The organism is Streptomyces pseudoechinosporeus, from assembly GCF_054783935.1.
This window is the reverse complement of sequence record NZ_BAAGPS010000024.1, coordinates 40,905-67,752: the sequence shown is the minus strand read 5'-3', so window position 1 is coordinate 67,752 and position 26,848 is coordinate 40,905. Positions and strand designations below refer to the sequence as shown.

24 protein-coding genes are annotated in these 26,848 nt (G+C 70.1%); 8 read left to right on the top strand and 16 right to left on the bottom strand.

Annotated elements, in window-relative coordinates:
* The first annotated feature begins 48 nt into the window (after positions 1–48).
* Entirely contained in the window at positions 49–1,299 is a 1,251-nt protein-coding gene (locus ACYVO6_RS25725) for a serine hydrolase domain-containing protein (protein ID WP_461065012.1), read from the top strand.
* Positions 1,300–1,305: 6 nt separating this feature from the next.
* Here the strand turns inward: ACYVO6_RS25725 and ACYVO6_RS25720 are convergent, their stop codons facing one another.
* From ACYVO6_RS25720 to ACYVO6_RS25700, 5 genes are all read right to left on the bottom strand, one after another.
* On the bottom strand, positions 1,306–1,575 hold the full coding sequence (locus ACYVO6_RS25720) for a DUF1876 domain-containing protein (protein WP_461065469.1): 270 nt from the start codon (positions 1,573–1,575) through the stop codon (positions 1,306–1,308).
* Between the two features lie 77 nt (positions 1,576–1,652).
* On the bottom strand, positions 1,653–2,189 hold the full coding sequence (locus tag ACYVO6_RS25715) for an SLC13 family permease (protein ID WP_461065010.1): 537 nt from the start codon (positions 2,187–2,189) through the stop codon (positions 1,653–1,655).
* 36 nt (positions 2,190–2,225) lie between these two features.
* Positions 2,226–2,639: a hypothetical protein gene (locus ACYVO6_RS25710; RefSeq protein WP_461065008.1), complete on the bottom strand. Its 414-nt coding sequence runs from the start codon at positions 2,637–2,639 to the stop codon at positions 2,226–2,228.
* Positions 2,640–2,787: 148 nt separating this feature from the next.
* The gene (locus ACYVO6_RS25705; RefSeq protein ID WP_461065006.1) at positions 2,788–3,510 is read right to left on the bottom strand and encodes a potassium channel family protein; all 723 of its coding nucleotides are present in this window, start codon (positions 3,508–3,510) and stop codon (positions 2,788–2,790) included.
* Positions 3,503–4,882, bottom strand: a complete 1,380-nt coding sequence (locus tag ACYVO6_RS25700; protein ID WP_461065004.1) for a TrkH family potassium uptake protein — start codon at positions 4,880–4,882, stop codon at positions 3,503–3,505. Before ACYVO6_RS25700 ends, ACYVO6_RS25705 begins: the two co-directional genes overlap by 8 nt.
* A gap of 267 nt (positions 4,883–5,149) precedes the next feature.
* Here ACYVO6_RS25700 and ACYVO6_RS25695 point away from each other — a divergent pair, with 267 nt between their 5' ends.
* From ACYVO6_RS25695 to ACYVO6_RS25685, 3 genes are all read left to right on the top strand, one after another.
* On the top strand, positions 5,150–6,091 hold the full coding sequence (locus tag ACYVO6_RS25695) for a pectate lyase family protein (protein WP_461065002.1): 942 nt from the start codon (positions 5,150–5,152) through the stop codon (positions 6,089–6,091).
* A 192-nt stretch (positions 6,092–6,283) separates the two neighbouring features.
* Positions 6,284–9,931, top strand: coding sequence for a substrate-binding domain-containing protein (locus ACYVO6_RS25690; RefSeq protein ID WP_461065000.1), 3,648 nt, complete (start codon positions 6,284–6,286; stop codon positions 9,929–9,931).
* A gap of 101 nt (positions 9,932–10,032) precedes the next feature.
* Positions 10,033–11,016: an aldo/keto reductase gene (locus tag ACYVO6_RS25685; RefSeq protein ID WP_461064998.1), complete on the top strand. Its 984-nt coding sequence runs from the start codon at positions 10,033–10,035 to the stop codon at positions 11,014–11,016.
* A 62-nt stretch (positions 11,017–11,078) separates the two neighbouring features.
* Here ACYVO6_RS25685 and ACYVO6_RS25680 read toward each other — a convergent pair whose 3' ends face one another.
* The 3 genes from ACYVO6_RS25680 to ACYVO6_RS25670 all read right to left on the bottom strand — a co-directional run bounded on the left by ACYVO6_RS25680 (position 11,079) and on the right by ACYVO6_RS25670 (position 13,788).
* The gene (locus ACYVO6_RS25680; RefSeq protein WP_461064996.1) at positions 11,079–11,888 is read right to left on the bottom strand and encodes an SAM-dependent methyltransferase; all 810 of its coding nucleotides are present in this window, start codon (positions 11,886–11,888) and stop codon (positions 11,079–11,081) included.
* Positions 11,889–11,959: 71 nt separating this feature from the next.
* The gene (locus ACYVO6_RS25675; RefSeq protein ID WP_461064994.1) at positions 11,960–12,565 is read right to left on the bottom strand and encodes a response regulator transcription factor; all 606 of its coding nucleotides are present in this window, start codon (positions 12,563–12,565) and stop codon (positions 11,960–11,962) included.
* A complete protein-coding gene (locus tag ACYVO6_RS25670) occupies positions 12,562–13,788 on the bottom strand; it encodes a sensor histidine kinase (RefSeq protein WP_461064992.1) in 1,227 nt (408 codons plus the stop codon). The genes ACYVO6_RS25675 and ACYVO6_RS25670 overlap by 4 nt, the downstream gene beginning before the upstream one ends.
* A 192-nt stretch (positions 13,789–13,980) precedes the next feature.
* Here ACYVO6_RS25670 and ACYVO6_RS25665 point away from each other — a divergent pair, with 192 nt between their 5' ends.
* Positions 13,981–14,571 (top strand): hypothetical protein, encoded by a 591-nt coding sequence (locus ACYVO6_RS25665; RefSeq protein ID WP_461064990.1) that lies wholly within the window; start codon positions 13,981–13,983, stop codon positions 14,569–14,571.
* 13 nt (positions 14,572–14,584) lie between these two features.
* On the opposite strand, the gene ACYVO6_RS25660 is transcribed toward ACYVO6_RS25665, so the two are convergent.
* Complete coding sequence (locus tag ACYVO6_RS25660; RefSeq protein ID WP_461064988.1) at positions 14,585–15,502, bottom strand: cysteine peptidase family C39 domain-containing protein; 918 nt, start codon at positions 15,500–15,502, stop codon at positions 14,585–14,587.
* Between the two features lie 256 nt (positions 15,503–15,758).
* Positions 15,759–16,637: a helix-turn-helix domain-containing protein gene (locus ACYVO6_RS25655; protein ID WP_461064986.1), complete on the bottom strand. Its 879-nt coding sequence runs from the start codon at positions 16,635–16,637 to the stop codon at positions 15,759–15,761.
* Between the two features lie 179 nt (positions 16,638–16,816).
* On the opposite strand from ACYVO6_RS25655, the gene ACYVO6_RS25650 reads away from it, so the two are divergent.
* Positions 16,817–18,748, top strand: coding sequence for a maleylacetate reductase and hydroxyquinol 1,2-dioxygenase domain-containing protein (locus tag ACYVO6_RS25650; RefSeq protein WP_461064984.1), 1,932 nt, complete (start codon positions 16,817–16,819; stop codon positions 18,746–18,748).
* A 36-nt stretch (positions 18,749–18,784) separates the two neighbouring features.
* Complete coding sequence (locus ACYVO6_RS25645; RefSeq protein ID WP_461064982.1) at positions 18,785–20,548, top strand: FAD-dependent oxidoreductase; 1,764 nt, start codon at positions 18,785–18,787, stop codon at positions 20,546–20,548.
* 232 nt (positions 20,549–20,780) lie between these two features.
* On the opposite strand, the gene ACYVO6_RS25640 is transcribed toward ACYVO6_RS25645, so the two are convergent.
* From ACYVO6_RS25640 to ACYVO6_RS25615, 6 genes are all read right to left on the bottom strand, one after another.
* The gene (locus tag ACYVO6_RS25640) at positions 20,781–21,449 is read right to left on the bottom strand and encodes a response regulator (protein ID WP_461064980.1); all 669 of its coding nucleotides are present in this window, start codon (positions 21,447–21,449) and stop codon (positions 20,781–20,783) included.
* Entirely contained in the window at positions 21,446–22,813 is a 1,368-nt protein-coding gene (locus tag ACYVO6_RS25635; RefSeq protein ID WP_461064978.1) for a sensor histidine kinase, read from the bottom strand. Before ACYVO6_RS25635 ends, ACYVO6_RS25640 begins: the two co-directional genes overlap by 4 nt.
* A gap of 26 nt (positions 22,814–22,839) precedes the next feature.
* Positions 22,840–23,676 (bottom strand): ABC transporter permease, encoded by an 837-nt coding sequence (locus tag ACYVO6_RS25630; RefSeq protein WP_461064976.1) that lies wholly within the window; start codon positions 23,674–23,676, stop codon positions 22,840–22,842.
* Complete coding sequence (locus ACYVO6_RS25625) at positions 23,676–24,605, bottom strand: ABC transporter ATP-binding protein (RefSeq protein ID WP_461064974.1); 930 nt, start codon at positions 24,603–24,605, stop codon at positions 23,676–23,678. The genes ACYVO6_RS25630 and ACYVO6_RS25625 overlap by 1 nt, the downstream gene beginning before the upstream one ends.
* Before the next feature lie 259 nt (positions 24,606–24,864).
* Positions 24,865–25,218 (bottom strand): VOC family protein, encoded by a 354-nt coding sequence (locus ACYVO6_RS25620; RefSeq protein WP_461064972.1) that lies wholly within the window; start codon positions 25,216–25,218, stop codon positions 24,865–24,867.
* 126 nt (positions 25,219–25,344) lie between these two features.
* Entirely contained in the window at positions 25,345–25,881 is a 537-nt protein-coding gene (locus ACYVO6_RS25615; protein WP_461065467.1) for a DUF1062 domain-containing protein, read from the bottom strand.
* A 148-nt stretch (positions 25,882–26,029) separates the two neighbouring features.
* Between ACYVO6_RS25615 and ACYVO6_RS25610 the strand changes: the two genes are divergently transcribed.
* Positions 26,030–26,407 (top strand): amidohydrolase family protein, encoded by a 378-nt coding sequence (locus ACYVO6_RS25610; protein ID WP_461064970.1) that lies wholly within the window; start codon positions 26,030–26,032, stop codon positions 26,405–26,407.
* The last annotated feature ends 441 nt before the right edge of the window (positions 26,408–26,848 follow it).

The window sequence follows — 26,848 nt, the reverse complement described above, 5'->3', positions numbered from 1 at the left end:
GGGTTGCCCGGATGGGCCGAGGAGTTGGCGCCCCGTAACGTCTGATGCATGGGAGCGAGGACACATGAGCGGTTGAGCCGGTCGGCATGGGTGAGGGTGACGCTGGCGGTGGCCGGTGTCGGCGCGATCGGGGCGACCACCCTGCTGGGCTCCGGCGCAGGTGCCCGGGACGCCGACGCCGAGCGGGCGGCAGGTGGCCAGTTCCAGCGGGACGCGGACGCGGTCCGGGACACCGGCGCCACCGGACTCGTGGCCAGGGCGCGGGACGCCGGAGGCCGGGACACGACGGTCAGGTCCGGCGTCGCCGATCTGAAGCGGGGCGGGTCCGTGCCGTACGACGCCTACTACCGGATCGGCAGCGACACCAAGACCTTCGTGGCCGTCGTCGCCCTCCAACTGGCCGCCGAGGGCACCCTGAGCCTGGACGACACCGTCGAACAGTGGCTGCCCGGAGTGGTGGCCGGCAACGGCAACGACGGCAGCCGCATCACGGTCCGCAATCTGCTTCAGCACACCAGCGGTCTTGTCGACTACACGGACATCCTCTTCGGCGATCCGGCCGAGTTGACGCCCGAGCGCTATCACGAGCAGCGCTTCACGGTAAGCACACCCGAAGAGCAGGTCGCGCTGGCCATGTCACGCGCCCCCGGCTGGCTGCCGGACGCCGAGGACCCGGGGTCGGAGACCCGCTGGGCGTACTCCAACACCAACTACGTACTGGCCGGGATGATCATCGAGAAGGCCACCGGTCACCGCTGGGAGCAGGAAGTCCACGACCGCGTCATCGAGCCGCTTGGCCTGCGCCACACCATGACCCTCGGCACCTCGTCCTACGTCCCCCGGCCCACCGCCACCGCCTACGTCCAGTTCCCCGGCCGCGACGACCTCACCGACACCACGCTCGCCGTGGCCAGCGGCGCGGACGGCGGCATCGTCAGCACCACCGACGACATGAACACCTTCCTACGCGCCCTGATGAGCGGCCGACTACTGCGCTCCGAGCAACTGGCGCAGATGCGCACCACCGTGCCGGCGCCCGACGAGGCTGGTAGCGACAAAGCCCGCTACGGGCTCGGCATCGCGTGGCGCCCGGTCGAGGGCTGCCCCAAGGGGGTCTGGCACCACGGCGGCACTTCCTTCGGCACCTTCTCCGAGGCCGCCGTCACCCCGGATGGCAAGGTCTCGGCCGCCTCGGCCGTCTTCACCACCCGCTTCAGCGACGAGAAACGCTTCATCCAGCAGGCCGAGGCCACCATCGACCTGATCGACCACGCGGTCTGCGGCCGGCACGGTCAGTAGTCCGCGTCATGGATGCGGGTGGGCCGGGGCGTGCGTGGCCTCCTCGATCTCGTGGGCGGCCTTGCGCAGCAGCCGTCGGGCCAGGTCGTTGAGCGCCCTGGCCGCGGCGAGCTCCTCACCGACCCGGTCCTGTTCCGGATCGCTGGGATTGCGCCGGGCATGACCGCGGGTCGTCAGCCGCGTGGCGTCGGGCAATCGCAGAGTGGCGGTCGCCTCGCTCTCGATGTCGGACCGCTCGATGTCCAGGTCGATATGCCAGTTGAGGTGTGCCTGCATGGTGCTCACCCACCCGCCGAAGTTCCGTGCAGTCGCGACGAGTGCCCGGATCCCGGGGCCGTATGCGTGGGGGCTTGTCACGCGAGGGCGAAGTACCGCAGCCACACATAGGCGAGGGCGAACGCCACGGTGACCGCGGTGACGATCAGGCCGTACTTGGTGAACTGCCAGAAGGAGATGGGCTGGCGGTTGCGTTCGGTGATGCCGAGGACGACGACGTTGGCGGAGGCGCCGATCGCGGTGGCGTTGCCGCCCAGGTCGGCGCCCAGGGCCAGCGACCACCACATGACGTGATCGCTGCCGCCGCCCATGTTCTCGACCAGGTCACTGGTGATGGGCGCCATCGTGGCGACGTACGGAATGTTGTCGACGATGCCCGACAGGACCGCGGAGGCACCCAGCATCGTCATGGAGCCGCCCAGTTCGTTGTCACCGATCGCGTCGGCCAGGGTCTTGATCATCTGGGAGGCCGGCAGGATCGCCTTCGGCGCGCCCGACTCGTCGACCACCAGGAGCGCGGGCAGCCGGTGCCGGGCCATCAGCCGAGCCGCCTCCAGGGCGTCGGTGTCGAGACCGACCGTCTCGTACTCCACTGCCAGATCACGTGCCCGCACGATCGACTCCTGTCTGGATATCGGTCGCCGTACTGCTCATTGTCCCTCCCGCCTCGGGGTGACGCGGTGGTGGGCGCCGCGGGCGTGCATGATCCGGGCGACGACCGTGCCGAGGAACGCGGCGGCCAGGAGCAGAACGAGCCGGGCGGCATCGAGGTGGCCATCCCAGGTGAGTTCACCGCGGGGCGCGATGGCGAAGTTGTTGAGGAACAGCCAACAGACGAGGGCGATACCGGGCGCCGCGCGGAAACGGGCGGGCAGCCCGAGCAACACCGCGAGCCCGCACAACGCCCCCAGCGCCAAGGACGGGCTGGACAGTCCGCCGACGGCACCGAGCACGGCCACCAGGAGGAAGGATCCCGCGAAGGCCGCCATCCAGACGAAGCCGGTCGCCACCGGCTCCGGCACGGGCCTGACGGTGGGAGTCCGCAGCGGGTGCCACTCCACCATGACCGCTCTCCTCACCCGTCGCTGTCCGCACGCGGTTGCCGCTCCCCCATAGAAACGCACGGCGAGTCGCGTTCGTCGACCGCCTCCGGCCGGCTTGATGGATCCTGTACGGCTCGTTGACGAAGTACGTACACCACGGAGCTGAGCCTCAACTCAACTCGGCGAAGGACTCCACCGCGTGGGTCTTGCCGGTGACGATGAGGACGTCGCCCTTCTGGACGACGGTGTCGGCGGTCGCGTACGTGAAACCCTCGCCGGGCCGCTTGATGCCGACGACCGTGACGCCGAACCTGGCGCGGACCCGGCTTTCGCCGAGCGGCACGTCGGTGACGACCTCGGGGGCGACGGTCTTCACCAGGGCGTAGTCGTCGTCGAACTCGATGAAGTCCAGCATCCGGCCGGTGACCAGGTGGGCGACGCGTTCGCCCATGTCGTGCTCGGGCAGCACGACATGGTGCACCCCGAGGCGTTCGAGGATCTGGCCGTGCTGGCGGCTGATGGCCTTGGCCCACAGGTTGGGCACCTCCGCCTCCAGCAGATTCGAGCTGACCAGGATGCTCGCCTCGATGTCCGTACCGATGGCGACGACGGCGCTGGTGAACTCGTGGACACCGAGCTGATGCAGCGCTTCGGCGTCGGTGCAGTCGGCGACGGCGGCGTGGGTGAGGCTGTCGCTGTACTTCTGCACCAGCCGGGCGTCGGTGTCGATCCCCAGGACGTCCCAGCCGCGCCGCATCAGCTCGCCGGCCAGTGAGGAGCCGAAGCGCCCCAGGCCGATGACGGCGACGCGCTGGTCGGCGCCGCCGCGGGCGTGGGTGTCGGCGCGGCGCTTGCGGCGCCGCTGACGCAGGGAGTGCAGGTAGTTAGCCAATGACGGGTCGCTCCTCGGGCAGTTCGTAGCGGCGGGTGCGCTCGCGCAGGGCGAGGGCCGAGACGAGCGTGATGGGGCCGAGGCGGCCGACGAACATCAGGGCGATCAGCAGCAGTTGACCGGTCGCCGGCAGGTCGGCGGTGATGCCGGTGGACAGGCCCACCGTGGCGAAGGCGGAGACCACTTCGAACAGCACCGCCTCCAGACGCTCCTCGGTCAGCGTGAGCAGGACGAGCGTGGAGGCGATGACCAGGCCGATGCCCAGCAGCGCCACGGTCAGCGCCTGGCGCAGCACCTGCGGGGCCAGGCGGCGGCCCAGCACCGCGGACGCGGTCTCGCCGCGCACCTCGGCGATGATCGCGGCGAGCAGGACGGCGAAGGTGGTGACCTTGATGCCGCCCGCGGTTCCGGCGCTGCCGCCGCCGATGAACATCAGTACGCAGGTCATCAGCAGCGTCGAGGCGTGCAGGGCGCCGATGTCCAGGGAGTTGAACCCGGCGGTGCGCGACATGGCCGAATGGAAGAAGCCACTGAGGATCTTGTGCGCCACACCCTGCGGGCCCAGCGTCGCCGCATTCGTCCACTCCAGCAGGCACGTCAGTACGGTCCCCGTGAGCAGCAGGACAGCCGTCATGATCAGCGTCAGCCTGGTGTGCAGCGTCCAGTTGCGGCGCCCGGTCGTCCGCCGCCGGTTGCGGTGGCGCAGCAGCTCCAGCATGACGGGGAAGCCGATGCCGCCCAGGATCACGGCGGCGGCGATCGGCAGCGTGACCCAGGCGTCCTGTGCATAGCGGGTGAGGCTGTCGGCGTGCAGCCCGAACCCGGCGTTGTTGAACGCCGACACGGCATGGAAGTAGCCCAGGTACGCCGCCTCGCCGAAGCCGTTGCCGTATCCGTAGCGGAAACGCAGCGCGAGGACGGCGCTCACCGCGAGCTCGACGATCAGTGTCGTACCGGCGACACCGAGCAGCACCCGGCGTACGTCCCCGATGCCGAGGCTCTTCGTCTCGGCCTGCGCGGTCAGCTGCAGCCGCAGGCGCAGCCGGCCCGCGACCAGCAGCGCCAGCAGCGAGGCCATCGTCATGATCCCGAAGCCGCCCACCTGGATCAGCGCGAGGATCACACCCTCACCGAAGCCGCTCCAGTACGTTCCCGTGTCGACCACCGCCAGACCGGTGACGCAGACCGCGGAGGTGGACGTGAACAACGCCGTCACAAAGCCCGTGGCGGAGCCGTCCTCGGCGGCGATCGGCAGCGTCAGCAGCACCGCACCGCCCAGCACCACGACGGCGAATGCCACCACCACCGCACGCGCGGGATGCGCCGCGAGCAGCGACGACCACGACCGCACCCGCGTCAGCAGTCCCGCCACCGCCCGTTCCTTCCCTGTATGACGAGAGCCGTCGCCGCGTATCGCCGGCGTCAAGCGCTCGTCAAAGGCTTGCCAAGATCCCGCCGCACACGTTACTTCGTCCGCTGCGCGCAATAGTCCACACAGCCGCCGTCATCGTCCACAACGGTCGCTCTAGCATCGTGCAAAGCCAGTCGCGCGGCTCAGTCAGACGTACGCGTACATCAGCTCTCCAAACCCCCACGGATGGAGAATCCCATGCGCAGGACGAGCGCAAGGATCACTTTGATGAGCGTCGCCGCCGGTACGGCCGTTGTGCTGGCCGTCACCGCGGCGACCACCGCGAACGGAGCCCCGACCGAGTCGGAAGGCGACAAAGCGGTAGCGGCGGCGGGCCCCATCGGTTTCGGCGCCGGTACGACGGGAGGTGCGGGCGGCAGCACAGTCACCGTGTCCAACGCCTCCGCCTTCACCGAGGCCGTTCAGAGCAGCAGCGCCACGATCGTGAAGGTCGACGGCACCATCTCGCTCAGCGGCATGACGAAGGTCGCCGGCAACAAGACCATCGTCGGCGTCGGCACCAACGGCAAGATCACCGGTGGCGGGCTGAACGTCAGCAAGGTCAACAACGTGATCATCCAGAACCTCGCCTTCTCGGGCTCCGGCGACGACGCGATCAACGTCGAGTACGCCGAGAAGGTCTGGATCGACCACAACGACATCTCCGGCGCCAGCGACGGCGGTGTCGACATCAAGCGGGCCTCGAACAACATCACCGTTTCGTGGAACCGCAGTCACGACCAGGACAAGAACATGCTGCTGGGCCACTCCGACGACAACGGCGGCGAGGACAGCGGCAAGCTGAAGGTGACGTACGACCACAACTGGTTCGACGGCACCGGCCAGCGCAACCCCCGGGTCCGCTTCGGCAACCCCGTGCACGTGCTGAACAACTACTTCAGCGACATCGGGTCCTACGGCGTGGCCTCCACCGAGGGCGCCGGCGTGCTCGTAGAGGGGAACTACTTCGAGAACACCGAGGACCCCTTCCACCTCGGCGAGGGCGACTCCGGACCGGGCACGCTCGTGGCCAAGGACAACCACTTCGTGGGCTCCGGCGAGGGCCAGGCCGGCGGCAGCGTGGCGGGCATCCCGTACGACTACACCGCCGACGCCGCCTCCGGCGTGAAGGCCGCGGTGATGGCGGGCGCCGGAGTGGGCAAGATCTGACGCACCATCTGATCCGGTATGCACCGGATTCCCACCGTGCGGCACCTGATGGCCGCACGGACACCGGGGCAGGACCTGCGGACGAGCCGTGCCGCAGGTCTTGCCCCGGTAAGCGCTTTCCCCTACGTTCCTCCACCCGATGGGACATCCCCGGGAAGCCACCCGGGAGCACCCCTGACGAGTGAGGAACACATGGCGGAACAGGGACCCGCCTCAGGCGCGGGGCTGCGGGAGGCAGCGGAACGGCTCACGATCGGGCTGGTCACGGCGAACATCCATCTCGGAGTCGGAGCCACGTTGTGGTCCGGGGCGCTGAGGGCCGCGGAGCGCGGCGACGTGAACCTCGTGTGCTTCCCGGGAGGACCACTGCGCCCGGGCGGCGAGGCGTCGCGGAGCGCACTGTACGAACTGGTCGACCGGGCACGGCTCGACGGCGTCGTCTGCTGGAGCTCCACCCTCGGCCTGCCGGCGTCCGGCGACCACGCCCAACGGCTGCTGCGCTCACTGAGACAGCTGCCGGTCGTCAGCCTCAACCACGCCCTGGAGGGCGTCGACGACCACGAGACCCTGACGCTCGACTCGTACGCGGGTATGCGGGAACTCGTCGGCCATCTGGTCGCACGGCACGGCGTACGGCGCCCCGCGTGCATCCGCGGGCCGCTCACCAACCCGGTCTCCTTCGGCCGGTACCGCGCCTACACCCAGGCACTGGCCCAGTACCGCCTGCCCGCGGAACGCCAACTCGTCTGCGCCGCAGGCGACTTCGCGGCAGGCGCCGGTGCCTCGGCGATGCGGGTGCTGCTGGACGCCCGCGGGCTGCGGCCAGGCATCGACTTCGACGCCGTGGTCGCCTGCAGCGACGTACTGGCGGCGGACGCGCTGCGGCTGCTCGCCGAGCGGGGCATCCGGGTACCCGAGGACGTCGCCGTGGTCGGCTTCAACGATTCCCCCGAAGCCCGGCTCTCCGAACCGCCGTTGACCTCGGTCTCGCTGCCCTTCGCGGAGCTGGGCGGGCTGGCCGTGGACACGTTGGTGGCCCGGCTGCGGGGCGCGCCTGCGCCGGACCGTACGGCGGTCGCGGGCGCCGTGGTCGTACGCCGCTCCTGCGGATGCCCTTCGCCGCTGGTGGCGCAGGCGTCGGTGGGCGGCGGGTCGTTCTCGGACGGGCCGCTCACCGACAGGCACCTCTCGTACGACGAGGCGTTCGCGGTACTTCCTTGCGCCGGGCGGGAGTTGGCGGCGGCGTTCCGGGCGGATGCCGATCCCACGCGGGCGGATGCCGATCCCGCGGCTGACGCCGATGGCTCCGGCGTCCATGGCTTTCTGCCCATGCTGGAGCGCCTGTTGGGCCAGCAGGTGCGCAGGCCGGACACGGTGGCGGCATGGGAGCGGGCGTTGCTGGAGATACAGGACGACGCGGTGAGGTGTCTGCCAAAGGCCGCGCGTGTCCGTGGGGAGCGGCTCCTCGCACAGGCGCGGCTGCTGGCGGCCGATGCTTCCCGGCGGCTGCTGGAGTACGAGCGGTGGCTTGATGCCCAGGAGGCGGGCCGGCTACGGGAGTTCGGCACTGCGCTGGCCACGGTGGTCGATCTCGACGGGCTCGGCGAGGTGCTGGAGCGGCACGCGGTGGCGGGCGGGCTGCCGGGGTGCCGGGTGGTGCTCTACGAGGGTGCGTGGGACCGGCTCTCCGGCCCCGGCCGCGGACTGGCGCGGGTCCTGCCGGTCCCGTCCGCATCGGGCGACCATGGCGGGGCGCGCCCCGAGCCGGATCCGTACCCCGCGCACCTGCTGCTTCCCGACGAACTGCTGCCCGAGGCCGACCGGTTCACCTTCGTACTCGAACCCCTCCACGTCGGTGACGAGCAACTGGGCTTCGCCGTCTTCGAATCCGGTACGGGGCACGAGGCGGACCGGCGAGGAAGTCTCTACCGGGCGCTGGGTGACCAGATCAGCGCGGCGCTGAAGGGGATCAGGCTGTTCGCGGAGGTGCGCCGGGCCCGTGACGCCGCGGAGCGGGCCAGCACGTTCAAGACACGGCTGCTGACCCAGGTCATCCAAGAGCTGCGCGGACCGCTGGAGGAGATCCGGCGGCATGCGGGCACCGAAGCGGGCGAGGGCGAAGCGAGCGGGGCCGAGGCGCTCCAGCTGGTGCATCGCGATGCCGACCGGCTGCTGCGACTCGTCGACGATCTGCTGGAGTGGTCCCGCACCGGGACGGACGAACTCGGCCTGTCCCCACGGCTGATCGACCCGCGTCCCGTACTGGTGAAGGCGTTCCGTGCCGTCGCCGCCACCGCACCGGGCGGGGCCGACTGGTCACTCGTACTGCCCCGTCGGCTGCCCGCCGTGCTCGCCGACCGGGAACAGCTGACCAAAGCTGTCTGTCATGTACTGGACGCCGCGGCACGAGCCGACACGCAGGGAGGCGTGGCGCTGACGGCGCGCACCGCGCCGACGTCCGTCAGGGTCACCGTCACGGCGGTGGCCGATCCGTCCGCGGACCCGCGGTCGGGCGAGGCCGAAGGGGCAGGCCTCGGTTCGGCCACGGCGCGTCGTCTGGTGATGCTGCACGGCGGTTCGTACGCGGTCGGCGACAGCCCGCCGCACATCCGGTTGACCGTGGATCTGCCGCTGCCCGCCGCGCCGGGGCCACGGGCACCCTCGGCCGGAGCCGGACGCACCCTGCTGGCCGTCGGTACGGGGCGGCCCGCCGGGGATGTCGCCGCCCTCGCCGGGCAGCACCGGCTCCGGCTCCGCCCGGTCGACCCCGACCCCGACGCGGACGCCGACCCGCCCACCGGCGAGCGCACGGTGGCCGCGGTGGTGTGGGACGCCGAGGCCGCCGGGCCAGAGGAATGGCGGGTGGCGCAGCGCCTGTACGACGAACCGGCGCTGAGCGGCACCCCGTTCGTGCTGTTCGGGGCGACGGGCGAGGACCTCGCGCAGGCACTACGGGGACAGCGGCCCAGCAAGAGCCCACGGCCGGTGATCGTGGTCGACGGGGCGACACCGTCGCGGGAACGTCTCAGACGCTCGGTGGCCACGGCGTTACGCGGTCACCCGGTCCGTACCGCGGCCGACGGCACTACGGCGCTCACCCTGATCGCCGAGGAGGAACCGCACCTGGTGATCGCGCAGCGGACGCTCGCGGACATGGACGGGTTCGACTTCGTCGACCGGATACGAGTGCTGGAAGGACGCCTCTGGGAAGGAGGGCCCGGCGAAGAGGGCCTGGCAGGAGGCGGGGTGGCCGGGGGAGTACTCGCCGGCGGACACCTGGTCGGAGGGCGTCCGCCGTGCCCCGTACTGCTGCTCAGCGCCGAAGGGTTCACCCACGCCGAAGCCCATCGTGCCAAGTCCCATCCCGGTCTCGTCCTTCTCGATCGCGACATCCTCACCCCGGACGAGACCGCCCGGCTGGTCGTCGCGATGACGGGCGACGGGACGCAGGCCGCCGGACGGAACCGGGCTCTCGTCCACCAGGCTCTGGTCTGCCTTCAGACGCACTACCGCCAGCGGATCTCGCGCTGGCAGATCGCCCAGGCCGTCGGCGTCAGTGCCGATCACCTGGGCCGGCTCTTCCACCAGCAGTACGGCCTCACGGTGTGGGAGTACCTGACGCGCCTTCGGATCCAGCGGGCCTGCGAGCAGTTGCGTGGCAGCGAGGACAGCATCCAGAGCGTGGCGCGGGCGGTGGGCTTCACCGACCGGGCGTACTTCAGCCGCGTGTTCCGCAGGGTGACCGGCGTCGCGCCGCACGCCTACCGCACGGCCGGCCCGGTGGTCGGCCCTCAGCCGCAGGATGCGGACACGGGGCTCATTGAGAAAGCCGGTTCATGAATGCGTGCGGGTTCTTCTGTTGGACGGGCGATCTTCCCAGGGCCGATGCTGGAGGCTCGGCACCGCACTGCGCCCACGGGCACCACTGAAAGAGATCACACATGGAACAGCGGGTAATCGGCAGGATCAACCAGCAGGTCTCCGTCGTCGGACTCGGCACCTGGCAGCTGGGCGCCGACTGGGGCGAGGTCAAGGAGGAGGACGCGCTGGCCGTGCTGGACGCCGCCGTCGACAGCGGCGTAACCTTCTTCGACACCGCCGATGTGTACGGCGACGGGCGCAGCGAACAGCTCATCGGCCGCTATCTGCACGAACGCCCGGACGCGGACCTCCTCGTCGCGACGAAGATGGGCCGCCGCGTGGCGCAGGAGCCGGCGCACTACACCCTGGACAACTTCCGTGCCTGGACCGACCGTTCGCGGACGAACCTGGGCGTGGACACCCTCGATCTCGTACAGCTGCACTGCCCGCCCACACCCGTGTACTCCTCGGACGCGGTCTTCGACGCCCTGGACACCCTCGTCGAGGAGCAGCGAATCGCCGCGTACGGCGTCAGCGTGGAGACCTGTGAGGAGGCGCTGACCGCGATCGCCAGGCCCGGCACGGCCAGCGTCCAGATCATCTTCAACGCCTTCCGGCTCAAGCCGCTGGAGGCGGTGCTCCCGGCCGCCGCCGAGGCGGGCGTGGGCATCATCGCGCGGGTGCCGCTGGCCTCCGGGCTGCTGTCCGGGAAGTACACCAAGGACACCGTCTTCCCGGCCGACGACCACCGCACGTTCAACCGGCACGGCGAGTCCTTCGACCAGGGTGAGACGTTCTCCGGCGTCGACTACGAGGCGGGGCTCGAAGCGGCGGCGGAGTTCTCGGCACTCGCGCCCGAGGGGGCGACGCCCGCGCAGACCGCGCTGCGCTGGATCATCCAGCAGCCCGGCGTGACCTCGGTCATCCCCGGCGCCCGCTCTCCCGAGCAGGCGCGGGCGAACGCGGAAGCCGCCGCGCTGGCGCCACTGCCGGAGGCGACGCTAGACGCCGTACGGGAGCTGTACGACCGCAGCATCCGGGCGCAGGTCCACCACCGCTGGTAGCAGGGGGGCGGTCAGCAGGCGGAGGTCCCTCCTCGCCACCTGACCGCCCCGCAGCCGTACCGCTACGGCTTGCGGCCCACCCCGCCGTAGGCGTCGACCACCGACACGCCGGACTCCGGGCGCCACTCGGTGACCTGGACGACGCCGGGCTCGGCCAGTTCCAGTCCGTCGAAGAAGCCGGCGATCTCCTCGACGCTGCGTACGTAGTACGGAACGGCTCCGCTCTCGTTGTACGCGTTCGACGCGGCGATCATGCCCTCGCTGGTGGCGGTGCTGTCGCTGATCACCAGGTAACTGCCGGACGGCAGACCGGCCATGAGACGCGCGACCAGCGCCCGGGCCTGGTCGTAATCGGCCACGTGGCCCAGGGTGTTGAGGATCATCAGGGCGACGGGCTTCGAGAGGTCCAGCGTGCTCGCCGCCGCCTTGAGGATGGCCTCGGGTTCGTAGAAGTCGGCGTCGATGTACGCCGTTTCGCCCTCGGGCGTGCTGGTGAGCAGCGCCCGGGCGTGGGCGAGCACCATGGGGTCGTTGTCGACGTACACGATCCGCGAGTTCGGCGCCACGCTCTGGGCCACCTCGTGGGTGTTGTCGGCGGTCGGCAGGCCGGTGCCGATGTCGAGGAACTGCCGGATGCCCTGTTCGCCGGCCAGGTGCCGGACGGCGCGCCCGAGGAACTGGCGGCTCGTGCGCGCCACGTCCACGAGGCCGGGGAAGATCTCCTTGATGTGGTCCCCGATCTCGCGGTCCACCTCGTAGTTGTCCTTGCCGCCCACGAAGTAGTTCCAGAAACGCGCGGAGTGCGGCTTGCTCGTGTCGATCCGGGAACGTATCTCGGCAGCGGCGGCGAGCTGGGGGTCTTGATCGGACACGAGAGTGCCTCCTGCGCATCGTTGTGCGGTCAACGAACACCAAACTTAGTCGAACGAGGGGGAGTTGCAGGTCAGATCCAGCCTTGCTGCCAGGCATGGTGGGCGGCGGCGTGGCGGGTGGGGGCGCCGAGCTTGGACATGGCGGCGGAGAGGTAGTTGCGGACCGTGCCCGGGGCCAGATGGACCTCGGCGGCGATCTCGACGACCGACGCGCCGGTACGGGCGGCGCGCAGGACTGTCAGTTCGCGGTCGGTGAGCGGGCAGTCGTCCTCGGTCAGCGCGGAGGCGGCGATGTCGGGGTCGACATAGCGACGGCCGGCGGCGATGTCGCGGATGATCTCCGCCAGCCTGGCCGCCGGAGTCGTCTTGGGGACGAAGCCGCGTACGCCCGCGGCCAGGGCCCGGCGCAGCACCGCGGGACGGGCGTGCCGGGTGACCAGGACGATCTGGGTGGGCAGTTCGGCGGCCCGGATCTCCTCGGCGGCGCGCAGCCCGTCGGTGGGCGGCATCTCCAGGTCGAGTACGGCGATGTCGGGGCGGTGTTCGTGGGCCAGCCGCACCGCGTCGGTGGACGTGGCCGCCTCGGCGACCACGGTGAGGTCGTTCTCCAGCGCGAGCAGGGCGGCCAGAGCGCTTCTGAGGAGGTCCTCGTCGTCGGCGAGCAGCAGCCGGATCATCGCGCCACCCCCTTCGCCGAGTCGGCCGGGTTCGCCTGGTCCGCCGGCAGGGTCGCCGCCACCACGAAGCGGTCGCCGTCGTGCGCCCAGGTCAACTCGCCGCCCGCGGCCCCGAGTCGCTCCGCAAGGGTGCGCAGCCCCGTGCCCTCCAGGGCGCCGGGATGTGCGTCGGCGCCGTCGTTGCTCACCCGCAGACGGGCGAAGCCGTCCGCGATCCGGTATTCGACCTCGGCGTGCCGTGCCCGGCTGTGCCGGAGGACGTTGGTGGTGGCCTCCCGCATCACCAGGCCCAGCAGGTGGCGGGTGGAGTTCTTGAGGCCGGTGGCGACGGCCGTGGGGTCGAGGGTCATCCTCGCGTCGATGTCGGCCGCGGCCAGCACCCGGGTCGCGTTGGCGATCTCGTCGTCCAGCGTCGTACGGCGATAGCCCTGCACCACGGCACGGGTGTCGCTGAGCGCGTCGGCCGCGAGCCGCCGCACCTCCTTCATCTCCGCGGCGGCGCGTGCCGGGTCCACCTCGACGAGCCGGGCCGCCAACTCGCCCTTCAGCGCGATCACTTGCAAATGGTGCCCCTGGATGTCGTGCAGATCGGCGGCGAACCTCAACCGCTCGTCCTTGACCGCCAGCTCCGCCTCAAGGCGCCGCGCCTTGTCCAGCCGCCGGGCGGTGTCCCAGGCCCACAGCGGACCGAGCGTCACCCAGGCGGTGAAGGCGACGAGCCCGGCCGGGAACAGCGCGGCGTACAGCAGCTCCCCGTCCCCCTCGACCAGGCTGACGACACCTCCGGGCAACAGCGCGAGGGCCATGGCGCCCGCGATCAGCAGCCGCCTGCGGCGCGGCGAGAGATACGTCGCGACGATCGCCGCCACCATGGCGGGAGCGATCGCCCACAACCCGTAATTGCGCAGGGCCAGCGGGAACACCGCGAGCACAACTCCGGCCGCCACCGCGGCAGTCAGCCAGCCAGTGGGCGGCCCACCCGGGCGCTCGTCGGTCACCGGCAGCAGCGCGAGCCGCCGGCTCAGCAGCACCACGCTCGCCACCACCTCGACCACCAGAGCGACGGCCGCCGGGCCCCGGGCCCAGAGCGCCACGTCGCCGTCCAGGACCCACTCGCCGACGAAGAGGATCAGCACACCGGCGGCCATGCCCGGCACAGTCCACCACGTGTACCGACGGAAGTTCGTCAGCCCCGTCCCGCGCTCGATCGCCCCGTCCCCCATCCGGCCATTGTGGCCCAAGTCCCATGACAAATGTCATGCGAGGACGTGACAACGCCACGCGCTCACATGCGGGTTCGGCACTACTGGCGGATTGCTACCCAGAGCAGCCTGGAGGCATCAACAGATACCCCACCCCCGTACCGGTTGATCCCGAACCCCTTCCCGTACGACCTCACGACCTGGAGGTTCCCCATGTCCGCCCCGACACCGCATGCGACGCCGGAAAGGCCGCACCCGGCCGAGCTGCTCAAGCGGCGCTGGCCGACGGCGCTGGCCGTGGCACTCTCGCTCCCCGGCCTGATCGGAGGCGGTTCGGCGGACGTGGCCGACACCGTCGGCGGATACGGGGACGCCCTGCCCTTGCTGCCGCTGCTGTATGTGATTCTCAATCAGATAGGGAAGCCCCGGTGGACCTGGCCCGTGCTCGGAGCGGGGCTGGCGACCATGGTCGCCCTCCGTGCGCTGGACGTGGTCGCCCCGTCCACCGTCTTCGTCGCGCTCGCACTGGTCCTCCTGGTCTGGGGCGCCGTCCGAGGGACTCCACACGGGCCGGCCATCTTCAGGGTCCAGGCCGCAGGCGCGCTCGTCTTCGGCGGGCTTGCACTGGCCGGGCTGGCGGTGGACCCGGACCTGGGCCGCTACCTGGTGGCGGCCGGCTGGTTCTTCCACGGCGTCTGGGACTTCGTGCACATGTGGCTCGACAAGGTCGTCGCCCGTACCTTCGCCGAGTGGTGCGGCGTCATAGACGTACTCGTCGCCGTCGAACTGCTCTTCCTGGTGTAGCCGCGCCAAGGGATCACATCAGCGCGGCGCCCAATTCGTCGTACCCGGCCGCCAGTTGCCGCAGCGCACTGGCGGCCGACCGCGTGTCACCCACGACGAGTCCGTACTGCACGCTGCCGAGCAACCGCGCTTGACGCTCTGCGACTTCGGAGGCGCGCATCTCGCCGATCTCGGCCAGCCAGAGCGAGGCGTCGGCGAGACGCCCGCCGCCGACCCGGATGGCGAACTCGGTGAGGTGGATGAGGGTACGGCCGTCCAACCCGGCTTGTACGTCGTCCGCGAGCCGTTCCACCGCGGCGGCACCGCCGTCCTTCAAAGGCCTGCCAGGACCGCTGTGTTGGCCCGTGAGCCATCCCAATGCGGCGGGCAGGGACCGACGCAGAACCGTCGATACGTCGACCTGTTCGGTACGCCGGAAGTCACTGCGCATGGTGAACGGGCCCGCGCAGTCCGGCAGTTGCTCCTGCCAGGCCGCGACGAAGGCATCGACGGGCAACGTGGCGAAGGGGAAGCCGGCGGGATCGTGGAAGAGGACCGTACGGTCGTCGACGCCGAGCACCGTCACCCAGTGGTCGCCGCCATTAGGCGTGCCGGTCGACCAGGGCTGGTGCAGGAGCAGCCCGACGTCCACGGGCCCGACCAGCACCGCCCCTCGCCCGGCGGCCTGCCGCAGCCGGCCGACGGCCTCGTCCGCTGAACCGCCCGTGGTCCGGCGACAGGTCCAGCCGAGCAGCCCGATGGCCTGGTCGAGGCCGAGATCGGGGTTCCAGCCAAGCGGATCGAAGTACGGCAGCCCGCCCTCGATCTGCGCGCCGAAGGGCGACCCGGTCAGAACCTCGATCGCCGAGGGCGGAGGGGTGCCCGGGTCCAGAACCATGGCGAGTGAGTTCACGTAGCAGTACGGGGTCGCACCCCTGAAGGCAGTTGGCATGCGCCAACCCTGACATTTTCAATTTTTCCCCACCAGCCCCGCGTCTCCGTCTGAACGGGGGGTTCCTTTCCGAAGCCCGCCCCTTCCCGAAACGGGGGCTGCGCCGCAGACCCCAGCAAGGGGGTAGGGGTGACATGTCGTGTAGCGGCTGCGGGCGCGACCAACCACAACGTACCCGCAGCACAAACCGCACCCAGCGCACGCGCCAGCTATGGGAGCGGGTTCGCAACAACCGCGGGTGACTCTGTGCGCCTCGTCAACCCTCGCGGCGCAGGGCCGCCGGTGTCGTACCGAGGTGGGAACGGATGACCCTGGTCAGGTGCTCCTGGTGGGAGAAGCCGCACATCGCCGCCACCTGCGCGATGGGCATGTCCCCCGCACGCAGCAAGCGGGCGGCCTGCTCTACGCGCAGGCCCGTGAGGTATCGATGGGGAGGGCACCCCGTGCGGGCTTTGAAACGCCGCGCGAACTGACTGACACTCAGCCCCGCCGCCGAGGCAAGGTCCGCCAACGACAAGGATTCGGCAAGCCGGGCGTCGAGGAGCTCCCGAACGGCCGTGAACTGGCGGTCGCTGAGCCCGGTCGGCCGTCCCGACGGCTCGGCGTCCTGCTGCCGTACGCTGTGCCGTCGGGCCAGGTGGGCGGCGGTCATGAGCGCGAGTTGATCCACATAGGTGCGCCCACTGGGCTCCCAGCGCCGCACGACACCGTCGAGCGTCAGGACGAGCTGCTCCAGCAGGGGGTCCGTGCCCCCGAACTCCTCCTTGAGCCGCACCGGCCGGCCGTCGTCCGCGGTGGCCTGGAGAGCCGCGTCCGACACATAGACGTGCACGGTGTTCAACAGCCCGCCGAGTTCCACGTCCAGCTCCGTGTCAGCAGGGTGCAGAAACAGGCCGCCGCGGGGCACATGCCGTGCGGCGGTCAGCCCTCGGCGTCCCCGCCTGACGGTGACCGGGCCGTCCAGATGCAGGATCACCAGGTGGCTGCGGGCTCCCGGGAAGGACTCGCGGTACGGCAACTCCCGCTGCGTGGACACGTACAGCCGATCCCAGCCGAGCCCCTCGCTGCTGCGGACCGGGCGCACCCCTGGCAGAGCCAAGATTCCATTGGTGTCTCCCAGCCCGAGCTCGCTCATGCCCCACAGTCTCTCCGTCCCCGGCGGAAGCAGGCAAGGACGGCCCCGCACAGCGAGCGCCGCTGCTTTTGTGCAAAGGGACGCCGCGAACGTGCAGGAAAGGCGGCCGCATGGGCCTGAATACTGCGGCACACGCCCCTGACGCCCGCAGTGTGGAGAGCAGCTTCATGAGGAGTTTTGTGCACACAGCCAGCCCGAGCCGCGTGCTGTTCGGGGCGGGCACGGTCCGGCGGGTCAGCGGGGAGGCGGAGCGGCTGGGTGCATCCCGGGTACTGCTGCTCTCCGACGGGTCACCGGCACTGCGGAAGGACACCGAACGCCTGCGTGAAGACCTGGGCGACCTCCTGGCGGCCGAGTTCGACGGTGCGGCCATGCACACCCCGGTCGAGGTGACGGAGCGGGCGCTGGAACTGGTGCGTGACCAGGGAGTTGACTGCCTGGTGGCGATCGGCGGCGGCTCGACGACGGGCCTGTCGAAGGCCTTGGCGGTGCGTACGGATCTGCCGCAGGTCATCGTGCCGACGACCTATGCCGGTTCCGAGGTCACACCCGTGCTCGGCGAGACGGTGGACGGCCGTAAGACCACCCGGTCCTCTCCCGCGATCCTGCCGGAAACGGTCGTGTACGACGTGGAGCTCACCCTCGGTCTCCCTGTCATGGTTTCCGTGACCAGCGGTGTCAACGCGCTGGCCCACGCCGTGGAAGCCCTCTACTCGCCGGACGCCGACCCGGTCACCGATGCCATGGCCCTGGAGGCGGTCGCCGCGATCGCCCGTGCCCTTCCCGCCGTCCACGCCGACCCGTCCGACGTCGAGGCACGGGCGGAGCTGCTGCAAGCGGCGTGGCTGGCGGGCGTCTGCCTCGGCACCGTTGGCATGGGACTGCACCACAAGCTCTGTCACACATTGGGCGGCACCTTCGGTCTGCCGCACGCCGAGACCCACACCGTGGTCCTGCCACATGCCATGGCGTACAACGCGCCCGCCGCTCCGGAGGCGATGGAACGCATCGCCCGCGCACTGGGCGTGGACGACGCGCCCACCGGCGTCTTCGACCTGATCCACCGGGTCGGCGGCCCGACGTCGCTGCGCGATCTCGGCATGGCCGAAGCCGACCTGGACCACGCGGCGGAACTGGCCACCTCACGGCCCTATCCGAACCCGCGCGAGCTGACTCGTGCCGGTATCGCGGACCTGTTGCGGGACGCCTGGCAAGGCAACCGCCCCGCCGTGTCCGCACCTGACAACCTGAGCTCACTGACCGACGAGGTCGTGGCGAGCTTCGACGGCTGCGCGGACTCGCGCCTCAGGCAGCTGCTGACCGATCTCGTCCGAACCCTGCACGGCTACACGGTCCGCAACGATCTGACCCCGCAGGAGTGGCAGCGGGCCATCGGCTTCCTCACCGAGGCCGGCCACATCACCACCGACACCCGGCAGGAGTTCATCCTCCTGTCCGACACCCTCGGTGTGTCCAGCGTGGTCGACGCCCTCGCCAACTCCCGTACGCCTGACACCACTTCCTCGGCGATCCTCGGACCCTTCTACGTGGCCGGGCCGCCTGCCGCGGAGCACGGCAGTGACATCGCGGGAGGGTTCACGGGTACGCCGCTGTGGTCGGACATCCGGGTGACCGACCCGGAGGGGAAACCGGTCGCCGGTGCCGTCGTGGACGTCTGGCAGTCCAACGAGGACGGCTTCTACGACGTCCAACTCCCCGATCTGGACGGGCCGGTGCTGCGCGCCCGGTTCACCACCGGCGCCGACGGCCGGTTCACGTTCTGGTCGATCCTCCCGTCGGAGTACCCGATCCCGAATGACGGTCCGGTCGGCAAGATGCTCTCCGCCGTGGGCCGTCACCCGTACCGCGCACCGCATGTGCACTTCCTGATCAACGCCCCCGGACACCAGCCGCTGATCACCCAGCTGTTCGTCCGGGGCGGGGCCTACCTCAACGGAGCCCCCGGGCAGCGCGACGCGGTCTTCGGCGTCAAGGACGACCTGATCACCGACTTCACCCCGCGCACCGGCCCGACACCCGACGGTCGGCCCGTGGACGGCGAGTGGCGCCTGCTCGAGTTCACCTTCCGCATCGCACGTCTCGGGCACTGACCCCGCGATTCCCTGATGAGTTCCGACGGAGACAGCATGAGCCTGCCTGAAAGCTACGACACCGACGTCCTGGTCGTCGGCAGCGGACCCGCCGGTGGTTCCGCGGCCCTGATGCTGGCCACCTACGGAGTGCGCACCCAACTGGTCACCAAGTACGGATGGCTCGCCGACACTCCACGCGCCCACATCACCAACCAGCGCGCCATGGAGGTCTTCCGCGACCTCGGCATCGAGCAGGAGGCGCTGGAGAAGGGCACACCGAGCTCCTTGATGGGCGACACGGTGTTCGCCACCTCGCTCCTGGGCGAGGAGATCGCCCGCCTCCGCACCTGGGGCACCGGCGACGAAAGCCTCACCGAGTACACGGCACAGAGCCCGTGCGGGATGATCGACCTCCCGCAGACGTACCTGGAGCCCATCCTCCTGGCCAACGCCGCCAAGCGGGGTGCTGTGGTCAGGCTGAACACCGAGCTCATCGACTTCGAGCAGGACGCGGACGGCGTGACCGCGCGCCTGCGCGACCGGCCCAGCGGAAACGAGCACACCGTGCGCGCCCGCTACATGATCGGTGCCGACGGCGGCCGCAGCATCGTCGCGGACAAGCTCGGACTGCCCATGGAGGGGCAGATGGGCAAGGCCGGCAGCATGAACATCGTCTTCAGGGCCGACCTCGCGCAGTACGTCGAGCACCGTCCCAGCGTTCTGTACTGGATCATGCGCCCGGGCGCCGACGTCGGCGGGATCGGCATGGGCCTGCTGCGTATGGTCCGGCCGTGGAACGAGTGGCTCATCGTCTGGGGTTACGACATCGACAACCCGCCGGCGCTCACCGACGAGGCGGCCAAGGCGATCGTCCGCGACCTCGTCGGCGACGACGATCTCGATGTCCAGATCGACAACGCCTCGCTCTGGATGGTCAACCACGCCTACGCGACCCGGTTGCACGCCGACCGCGTCTTCTGCGCGGGGGACGCCGTACACCGGCATCCCCCGTCCAACGGCCTCGGCTCCAACACCTCGGTCCAGGACTCCTACAACCTGGCCTGGAAACTGGCGGCCGTCATCAACGGACAAGCCGGGCCCGAACTGCTGGACACCTACACTGACGAACGGGCCCCCGTCGCCAAGCAGATCGTCGAACGCGCGAACCTCTCCCGGGACCAGTTCCTCCCGCTGTTCGAGGCCCTTGGCGTCGTCGTCGGCGGCGACGCGGAGGGCATCGCCAAGGCGCTGCACGCGGCCCGGCAGCCGGACGCCGAGGGGGCCAAGAAACGGCGGGCCATCCGCGAGGCAATCGAGCTGAAGCACTACGAGTTCAACGCCCACGGTGTCGAGCACAACCAGCGCTACGAGTCGGCCGCCGTCATCCCCGACGGCACCGTCGAGACGATCTCCCGCGATGACGAACTCTTCGGACGCCCGACCTCCCGCCCCGGCGCCAAGTTGCCGCACGCCTGGCTCGTCGACCCACACGGCAAGCGGATCTCGACACTCGACCTGGTCGGCGGCGGCAAGTTCTCCGTCCTGACCGGCCTGTCCGGAACCCAGTGGGCCGATGCCGCCCACACCCTGGCCCAGGAACTCGATCTCGACCTGCGCGGCGTCGTCATCGACCGCGACGCGCACGACGCCTACGGCGAGTGGGCCCGCCGCGCGGAGATCGACGAGGACGGCGCACTGCTGATCCGGCCCGACGGTTACGTGGCCTGGCGCAGGCCAAGCGGCGTCTCCGACACCGCCGAAGCAACCCGCCTGCTGCGAAAGGCGCTGGTCACGGCGCTCTGCCGGCCCGCGCTGTAACCCCACTGCCGGCCTCCGCGGCAAGCAGCCCGGGCGATCGGCGCCGGTGGCGACCCTGCGACAGAGCGGGCTGCCATCGGCGCCCCGGCTCTTGCCCGCGGCGGTCGCTGAGCGATCCGTACGGCTGCGGGATGTCGCCGGTCAAGGTCGGCTTGGTGGCGTCGGCCAAGGCGCGGCCGTCCAAGTGGTCTGGCTCAGGCCGTGCTTGAGCCGACGCGCCCACGCAGGCGGGCTACGGCTTCGCCCTGACCAAGCCGGCGTCGTACGCCATGATCACGGCCTGGATGCGGTCGCGCGCCCCGATCTTGGCGAGTACACGGCCGACGTGCTTCTTGACCGTGGACTCGGTGAGGACGAGCCGTTCGGCGATCTCCGTGTTCGTCCAGCCCTGGCCGATGGCGACCAGGACTTCTCGTTCACGGTCGCTGAGTGTCTGCAGCCGGGGATCCACCGGCGCCGCGACGCCCGCCGGTGCGAGGACCTGGTGGGCGTAGGCGTCCAGTAGACGCCGGGTCAGGCTCGGGGCCACGACGGCGTCGCCGGTCGCGACCGCGCGGATGCCCGCGACGAGTTCCTCGGGGCGGGCGTCCTTGAGCAGGAAGCCGCTGGCGCCGGCCCGCAGACCTTCGTACGCGTACTCGTCGAGATCGAAGGTGGTCACGATGAGCACGCGGGTGCGGCCGCCGGTGGCGGTGATCCGGCGGGTCGCCTCGAGACCGTCCATGCCGGGCATGCGGATGTCCATGAGGACGACGTCCGGGCGCAGTTGGGCGGCCAGGCGGACAGCCTCCGCCCCGTGCTCGGCCTCGCCGACCGGGCTCAGGCCGGGGGTGCCTTCCAGGAGCATGCGGAAGCCCATGCGCTGCAGGGGCTGGTCGTCGGCGATCAGCACGGTGGTCATGGCAGAGGTTCTCCCGAGACCGACAGGGCGGGGGCGGAGGGCACGTTGAGTACGACGTCCACGATCCAGCCGTGCCCCGTCTCGCGAGGGCCGATGGTGACGACACCGCCGTACATGGCGGCCCGCTGGTGGATGCCGATCATGCCGTGCCCGGCGTCGCCGGTCCGCGGCCCCGGCTCCGCCGGCCTGCGTGCGCCTTGCGGTACGCCGGTGTCGGCGATCCGTATCCGCACCTTGCCTGCGTCGGCGGTCACGGTGACCTCGGCGGCGGTGCCCGTACCCGCGTGCTTGAGGGTGTTGGTCAGGGCTTCCTGGACGATGCGGTACACGGTGAGCTGGACGCCGCTGCCCAGTGAGTCGAGCTCGCCCACGGACCGGTAGGTCACCGCGAGCCCCGCCGCGCGAACCCGCGCCAGCAAGGGGTCCAGCTCGCGGATTCCTGGCTGCGGACTGAGCGGCCGTACGTCATCCTGCTGCTCCCCGCGCAGCACGCCCAGAACGCGGCGCAGTTCGCCCATGGCCTGCCGGCCGGTGTCGCCCAGGATGCGCAGGGCCTCGGCGGACTGCTCGTTCCTGTTGGCGGCCAGAGTCGCGGCACCGTCCGCGAGACCGACCATGACCGAGAGATTGTGGCCGACGATGTCGTGCATCTCGCGCGCCACCCGGGAGCGTTCGGCCGCGGCCGTGAGCTGGACGCGTTGGCCGTGCTCGATCTCGAGGCGTCTGGCGCGGTCCTCCAGCGCCGCCAGATACATCCGGCGGATACGGAGCGTCAGGCCGATGGCGATGGCCGCGGTCGCCGTCCCCAGCAGGAAGAAGAGGCCGAGCAGCGGATGTTCGACAGGCACAATGACACAGACCGCCAGAGTCACTTCGACGACGGTCAGCCCCGCAGCCCAGCCCAGCACCCACAATGAACCGTGCAGAGCCAGGGCGTACAGGGCGACGAGCATGCTGATTCCGGCCTGCTGCCAGATGCCCAGCGACCACTGGACGAGGGACACCAGCGCGATCACGAAGAACGTGACGGCCGGGACCCTGCGTCGCCACCACAACGGCACGATGAGGGCGGCGGCGAAAACGAACGGAACGCCGGACGGCAGCTCGCCGCGGGAGTCCGTTTCCCCGAAGGGGCCGTTAGGGGCGCCGGAGATCAGGTCGGGCAGGCTGACGAGGGCGACGATCAGCACCACCGCGGTGTCGAGCAGCCATGGATGCCGTCGGTCCAACCGCTGCTGGTGACTCTGTCCGCGCAGCATTCGCCCCAGTAGGGGATGCCCCCAGGCGGCGTCGAGCCCAGGGGACGGCGGGACCGCCGTCCCCTGGGTGGTGTCCGCGGCGGCTGCCGCCCGTTTCGGACTCATGGCCCCCATTGTCGTCGGTGCGCTGGTCACGCGTCGGTTCGGGCCAGCCGGTATGCCGCCCCGGCGAGTGTCAGCGCTACCCAGCCGGCGAAGACCGCGAGCCCTGCCCCGGGCGAGAGGGCGTCCGAGGACTCTTGCAGGGCGTAGGCGGCCGCCCCCGCGTTGCTGGGGAAGTAGGGGTTCATCGTGTCGTACCACGAGTCGGGCAGCAGCGAGGCCAGCCCGGGCAGGATGAGCAGGATGCCGACCAGGGCCGCGATGGCACCGGAGGAGGAGCGGATCAGCACCCCCAGTGCCACGCCGAACACGGCCACCAGACCGAGATAGGCGCCGGCGCCGGCCAGGCTGCGCAGCACGCCGTCGTCGCCCAGGGAGAGTGCGATCTTCTCGCCGTCCAGGCCCAGAGCGCCCAGCTGGAACGCGGCCAGCGCGGCGATCGTGGTGAGGACCAGCGCGATGACCCCGATCACGGCACTCTTCGACCACAGGACCGGCAGCCGTCGCGGAACCGCGGCGAGCGTGGAGCGGATCATGCCGGTGCTGTACTCGCCGGCGGACAGCAGCACCCCGAGCACGCCGATGGCCAGAGACGCGAAGGTGACGCCGGTCAGCGCCAGGCTGACCGCGTCGCTGTCGCCTCCGGAACCCGGGCCGGGCGGCCCGTCAGCCGGGAGGGCGTCCGGACTGTAGGTGGCGGAGGCAATCGCACCGAAAAGCATCAGCAGGAACAGAGCGACGCCCAGGGTGATCCAACTGGAGCGCAGCGACCAGAACTTGGCCCACTCCGAACGCAGCACCCGGCGGCCGGTCACCTTCCGAACCGTCGTGTGAGCGGGCGCCGCGGAAAGGGTGTCGGCAGTCATCAAGCGGCCTTTCGTTCGGTGTCGGCGGGAGCGCTGTGGTATTCGACGGCGTCGTGGGTGAGTTCCATGAAGGCCTCCTCCAACGAGACCGACTGCGGGGTGAGTTCGTACAGCGCCACCCCGTGCTCAGCGGCGATCGCCCCGATCTCGTGGGCGTTTCGTCCGGAGACCAGCAGTTCCTCGGCGGAGGAGGAGCTGATCGTGACATCCGGGCCGGCCAGCAGCGAACGCAGCTTCCCGGCCTCGGTGGTGGAGACCTTGACACCGCCACCGCCGGCCTCCTGGACGAAGTCGTCCACCGTGGTGTCCGCGAGCAACCGACCGCGCCCGATGATCACCAGGTGGTCGGCGATCAACGCGGTCTCGCCCATCAGGTGCGAGGAGAGCATCACAGCCCGGCCCTCGGCGGCCAGCCCGGAGAGGAGATTGCGCACCCACAGCACGCCCTCGGGGTCGAGGCCGTTGACCGGTTCGTCGAGCATGACGATCGCCGGGTCGCCGAGGAGGGCCGCGGCGATGCCGAGCCGCTGGCCCATGCCGAGGGAGAAGGAGCCCACGCGCTTGCCGGCCACGCTGCCCAGCCCGGCCAGCTCGATGACCTCGTCCACTCGGCGGCGCGAAATGCCGTGGGTGTGCGCGAGCGCCATCAGGTGGTTGAACGCGGTACGCCCCGGGTGGACGGACCCGGCCTCCAGCAGCGTGCCGATCTCGTGCAGGGGTGCGCCGTGCTTGGAGTAGGACCGTCCGTTGACGGTGACCGAGCCCCCGGTGGGGAAGTCCAGGCCGATGATCATGCGCATCGTCGTCGACTTGCCCGCGCCATTGGGTCCAAGGAAGCCGGTCACCTCACCTGGCTTGACGGTGAAGGACAGGTGGTCGACCACCGTCTTGTCCCCGTACCGCTTCGTCAGCTCACGTGCTTCGATCATGTGCCTGGCCCTCGCCTCGAACTCGACCACGGACGTACCGTGGCATCTGCGTTCGAAGCTAGGGGAGTTGGCGGTCGCGGGCCTGGGACCACAGGGGACACTTCGGTGTCCGAGTGGTACCGCGGTACCACTCGAGATGTCTTCACACACAGCAAGGTCAAAACAGGCGATCTGCCCAGGAATGCCCTCGTTCGGTGAGATCGCCGCACGAGCCACCTGATCCCGGCTCCGCCAGCACCCTGACGGACGAAACGCTCAGTTACTGACGCCGCTGGCCAAGGACACAGAACTCGTTACCTTCAGGGTCTGCCAATACAACCCACGATTGATCACCCTGGCCAATATCAACACGCTGTGCGCTATGAGCCACCAGACGAGCCACCTCGGCGTCCTGGTCATCAGGCCTGAAGTCGAGATGCGGTCGGCTCTTGACCTTCTTGCTCTCATCAAGCCGGACGAAGTCCAACCCCGGCAGGCGATCCGGCTCCGGGCGGATCTCGAACTCCTCATCAGGGGAGTGGACCACAACCCAACCAAGAGCCGTAGCCCACCATTGCCCCAAGGCCACCGGATCTACCGAGTGAACAATTACCTGTTCCCATTCCAAGGTCATCCGCCGAGCTCAGGCCTGCCAGGGCTTCGAAAACAGACTCGTATGAAGAGGGCCAACTGGCCTGCAGTTTCGCTTAGGGCCTGCCCGGCGGATCTTGCCGGACAGGCCCCTGATCCCGAGGAGGGCTCAGCGCTTGAGCGTGAAGGTGAAGTCGCCGGAGAGCTTGCCGCTCAGCCGGACTGCCGAAACGAGCTTCCCCTCCGTGATCAGTCGCTCGACCTCGGCCCGCGAAAGACCGCAACCGTCAGCGATCAGTCGCACCGGTCGGACAGGGATCCGCGCCGCAAAGCGGACCGAGACGTCGAGCACATCGCTCACCTCGCGGTCCAGGTGATCCGATCCGCCGATGTCGAGGCGCCAGGTGTTGTCCCAGTCGAGGGCGATGCGATTACGGCGCTGCACGACCGGATCCTGGAGCAGCTCAGCTGCCAGGCCAGGGTCATTGTCATGCATCCGGTCCAGCAGCTCCGGTCGTACGGAGCGCACGTTCATCCGCTCCAGGACCGTGAGCTTTGCCGTGTCCCCGCAAGCGGTGCAGAGCACGAGGAGCCAGGCGTCGAGGAGCTTGTGGTTTGCGTTGACGCGAAATTTACCGTTTGCCCGGAAGCGCACGGACGCGCACGCGTGGCAACGGCGGAGAACGGTCGGCAGGCAGGTGGGCATGACCACCCAGCTATTGAGCACAGAAGTACACCGGTTTCAGTGAGAAGTCCGCAGCAAAAAGGAGCGCGGCGCACATGCGCGACGCGCGACACATCAGCTCTCGGGAGGTCTCACAGGGTGTACAACGGCACGTCCTTGCCTAGACGACTTGGCTTGGCAGCACGGTAGTGGCGCACAGTGGCGCTGCTCCACGCGCTTCGCCGCCCTGGCGGACGTCGTGGCCAAGGTCATCGACTCGGGCGCCCGGATCGTTCCCGGCACCGACGCAGGCATAGCCCCCGACAAACCGCACGGCGTCTACCCCCACGCGCTGACCCAGCTCGCCGAGCTGGGCATGCCGAACCGTGACGTACTGCGCGGCGCGACCACCGAGGCCGCCGAAGCGGTGGGCCGGGCCGGACGCAAGGGCGTGCTGCGCCCCGGAGCGGACGCCGACGTCCTCGCGCTCGGCAGCTCGCCGGTCGACGACATCTCGGCGGTCACCGACATCCGCGCGGTGTACCGGGCGGGCCACCGGGTGCGTTGAGCCTCAGAAAGGCACCCCCATCAAAGAATGAAGAGAGCACACGTAACCGATCGGCAAGGACACCAAGCCGAGTTGGCCGACCACCATCACCCCGGCCGAGCGGCGGGGGAGCGCGGGTGACCCCGTCGAGGCCTCCGTCTTCTGGCGCAACCTCGCGGCCGGTCAGGCCTACCTCGGTCTGGTCGAGCACGGCGACGGCACCAGGACCGTGGGCGCACGCCACTGGTCGTCACCTCGTAGACCCCGCGTACGCGCGATCAGACACGGCCGACAGTAACGGTTCCGGTCCCGTCGGCCACCTGGGTGGGACGGAACCGTCTGGCGACCGCAAGGGCTTCCGACGGTGACCGCTCCGGCCCCGGGGACGCGCGGCGAGCGGCGTGCGTCCCCGGCCCGCACCGGCCGCGTGGGGACGGGGCCGGTGCGGTGAACAACCCGGCC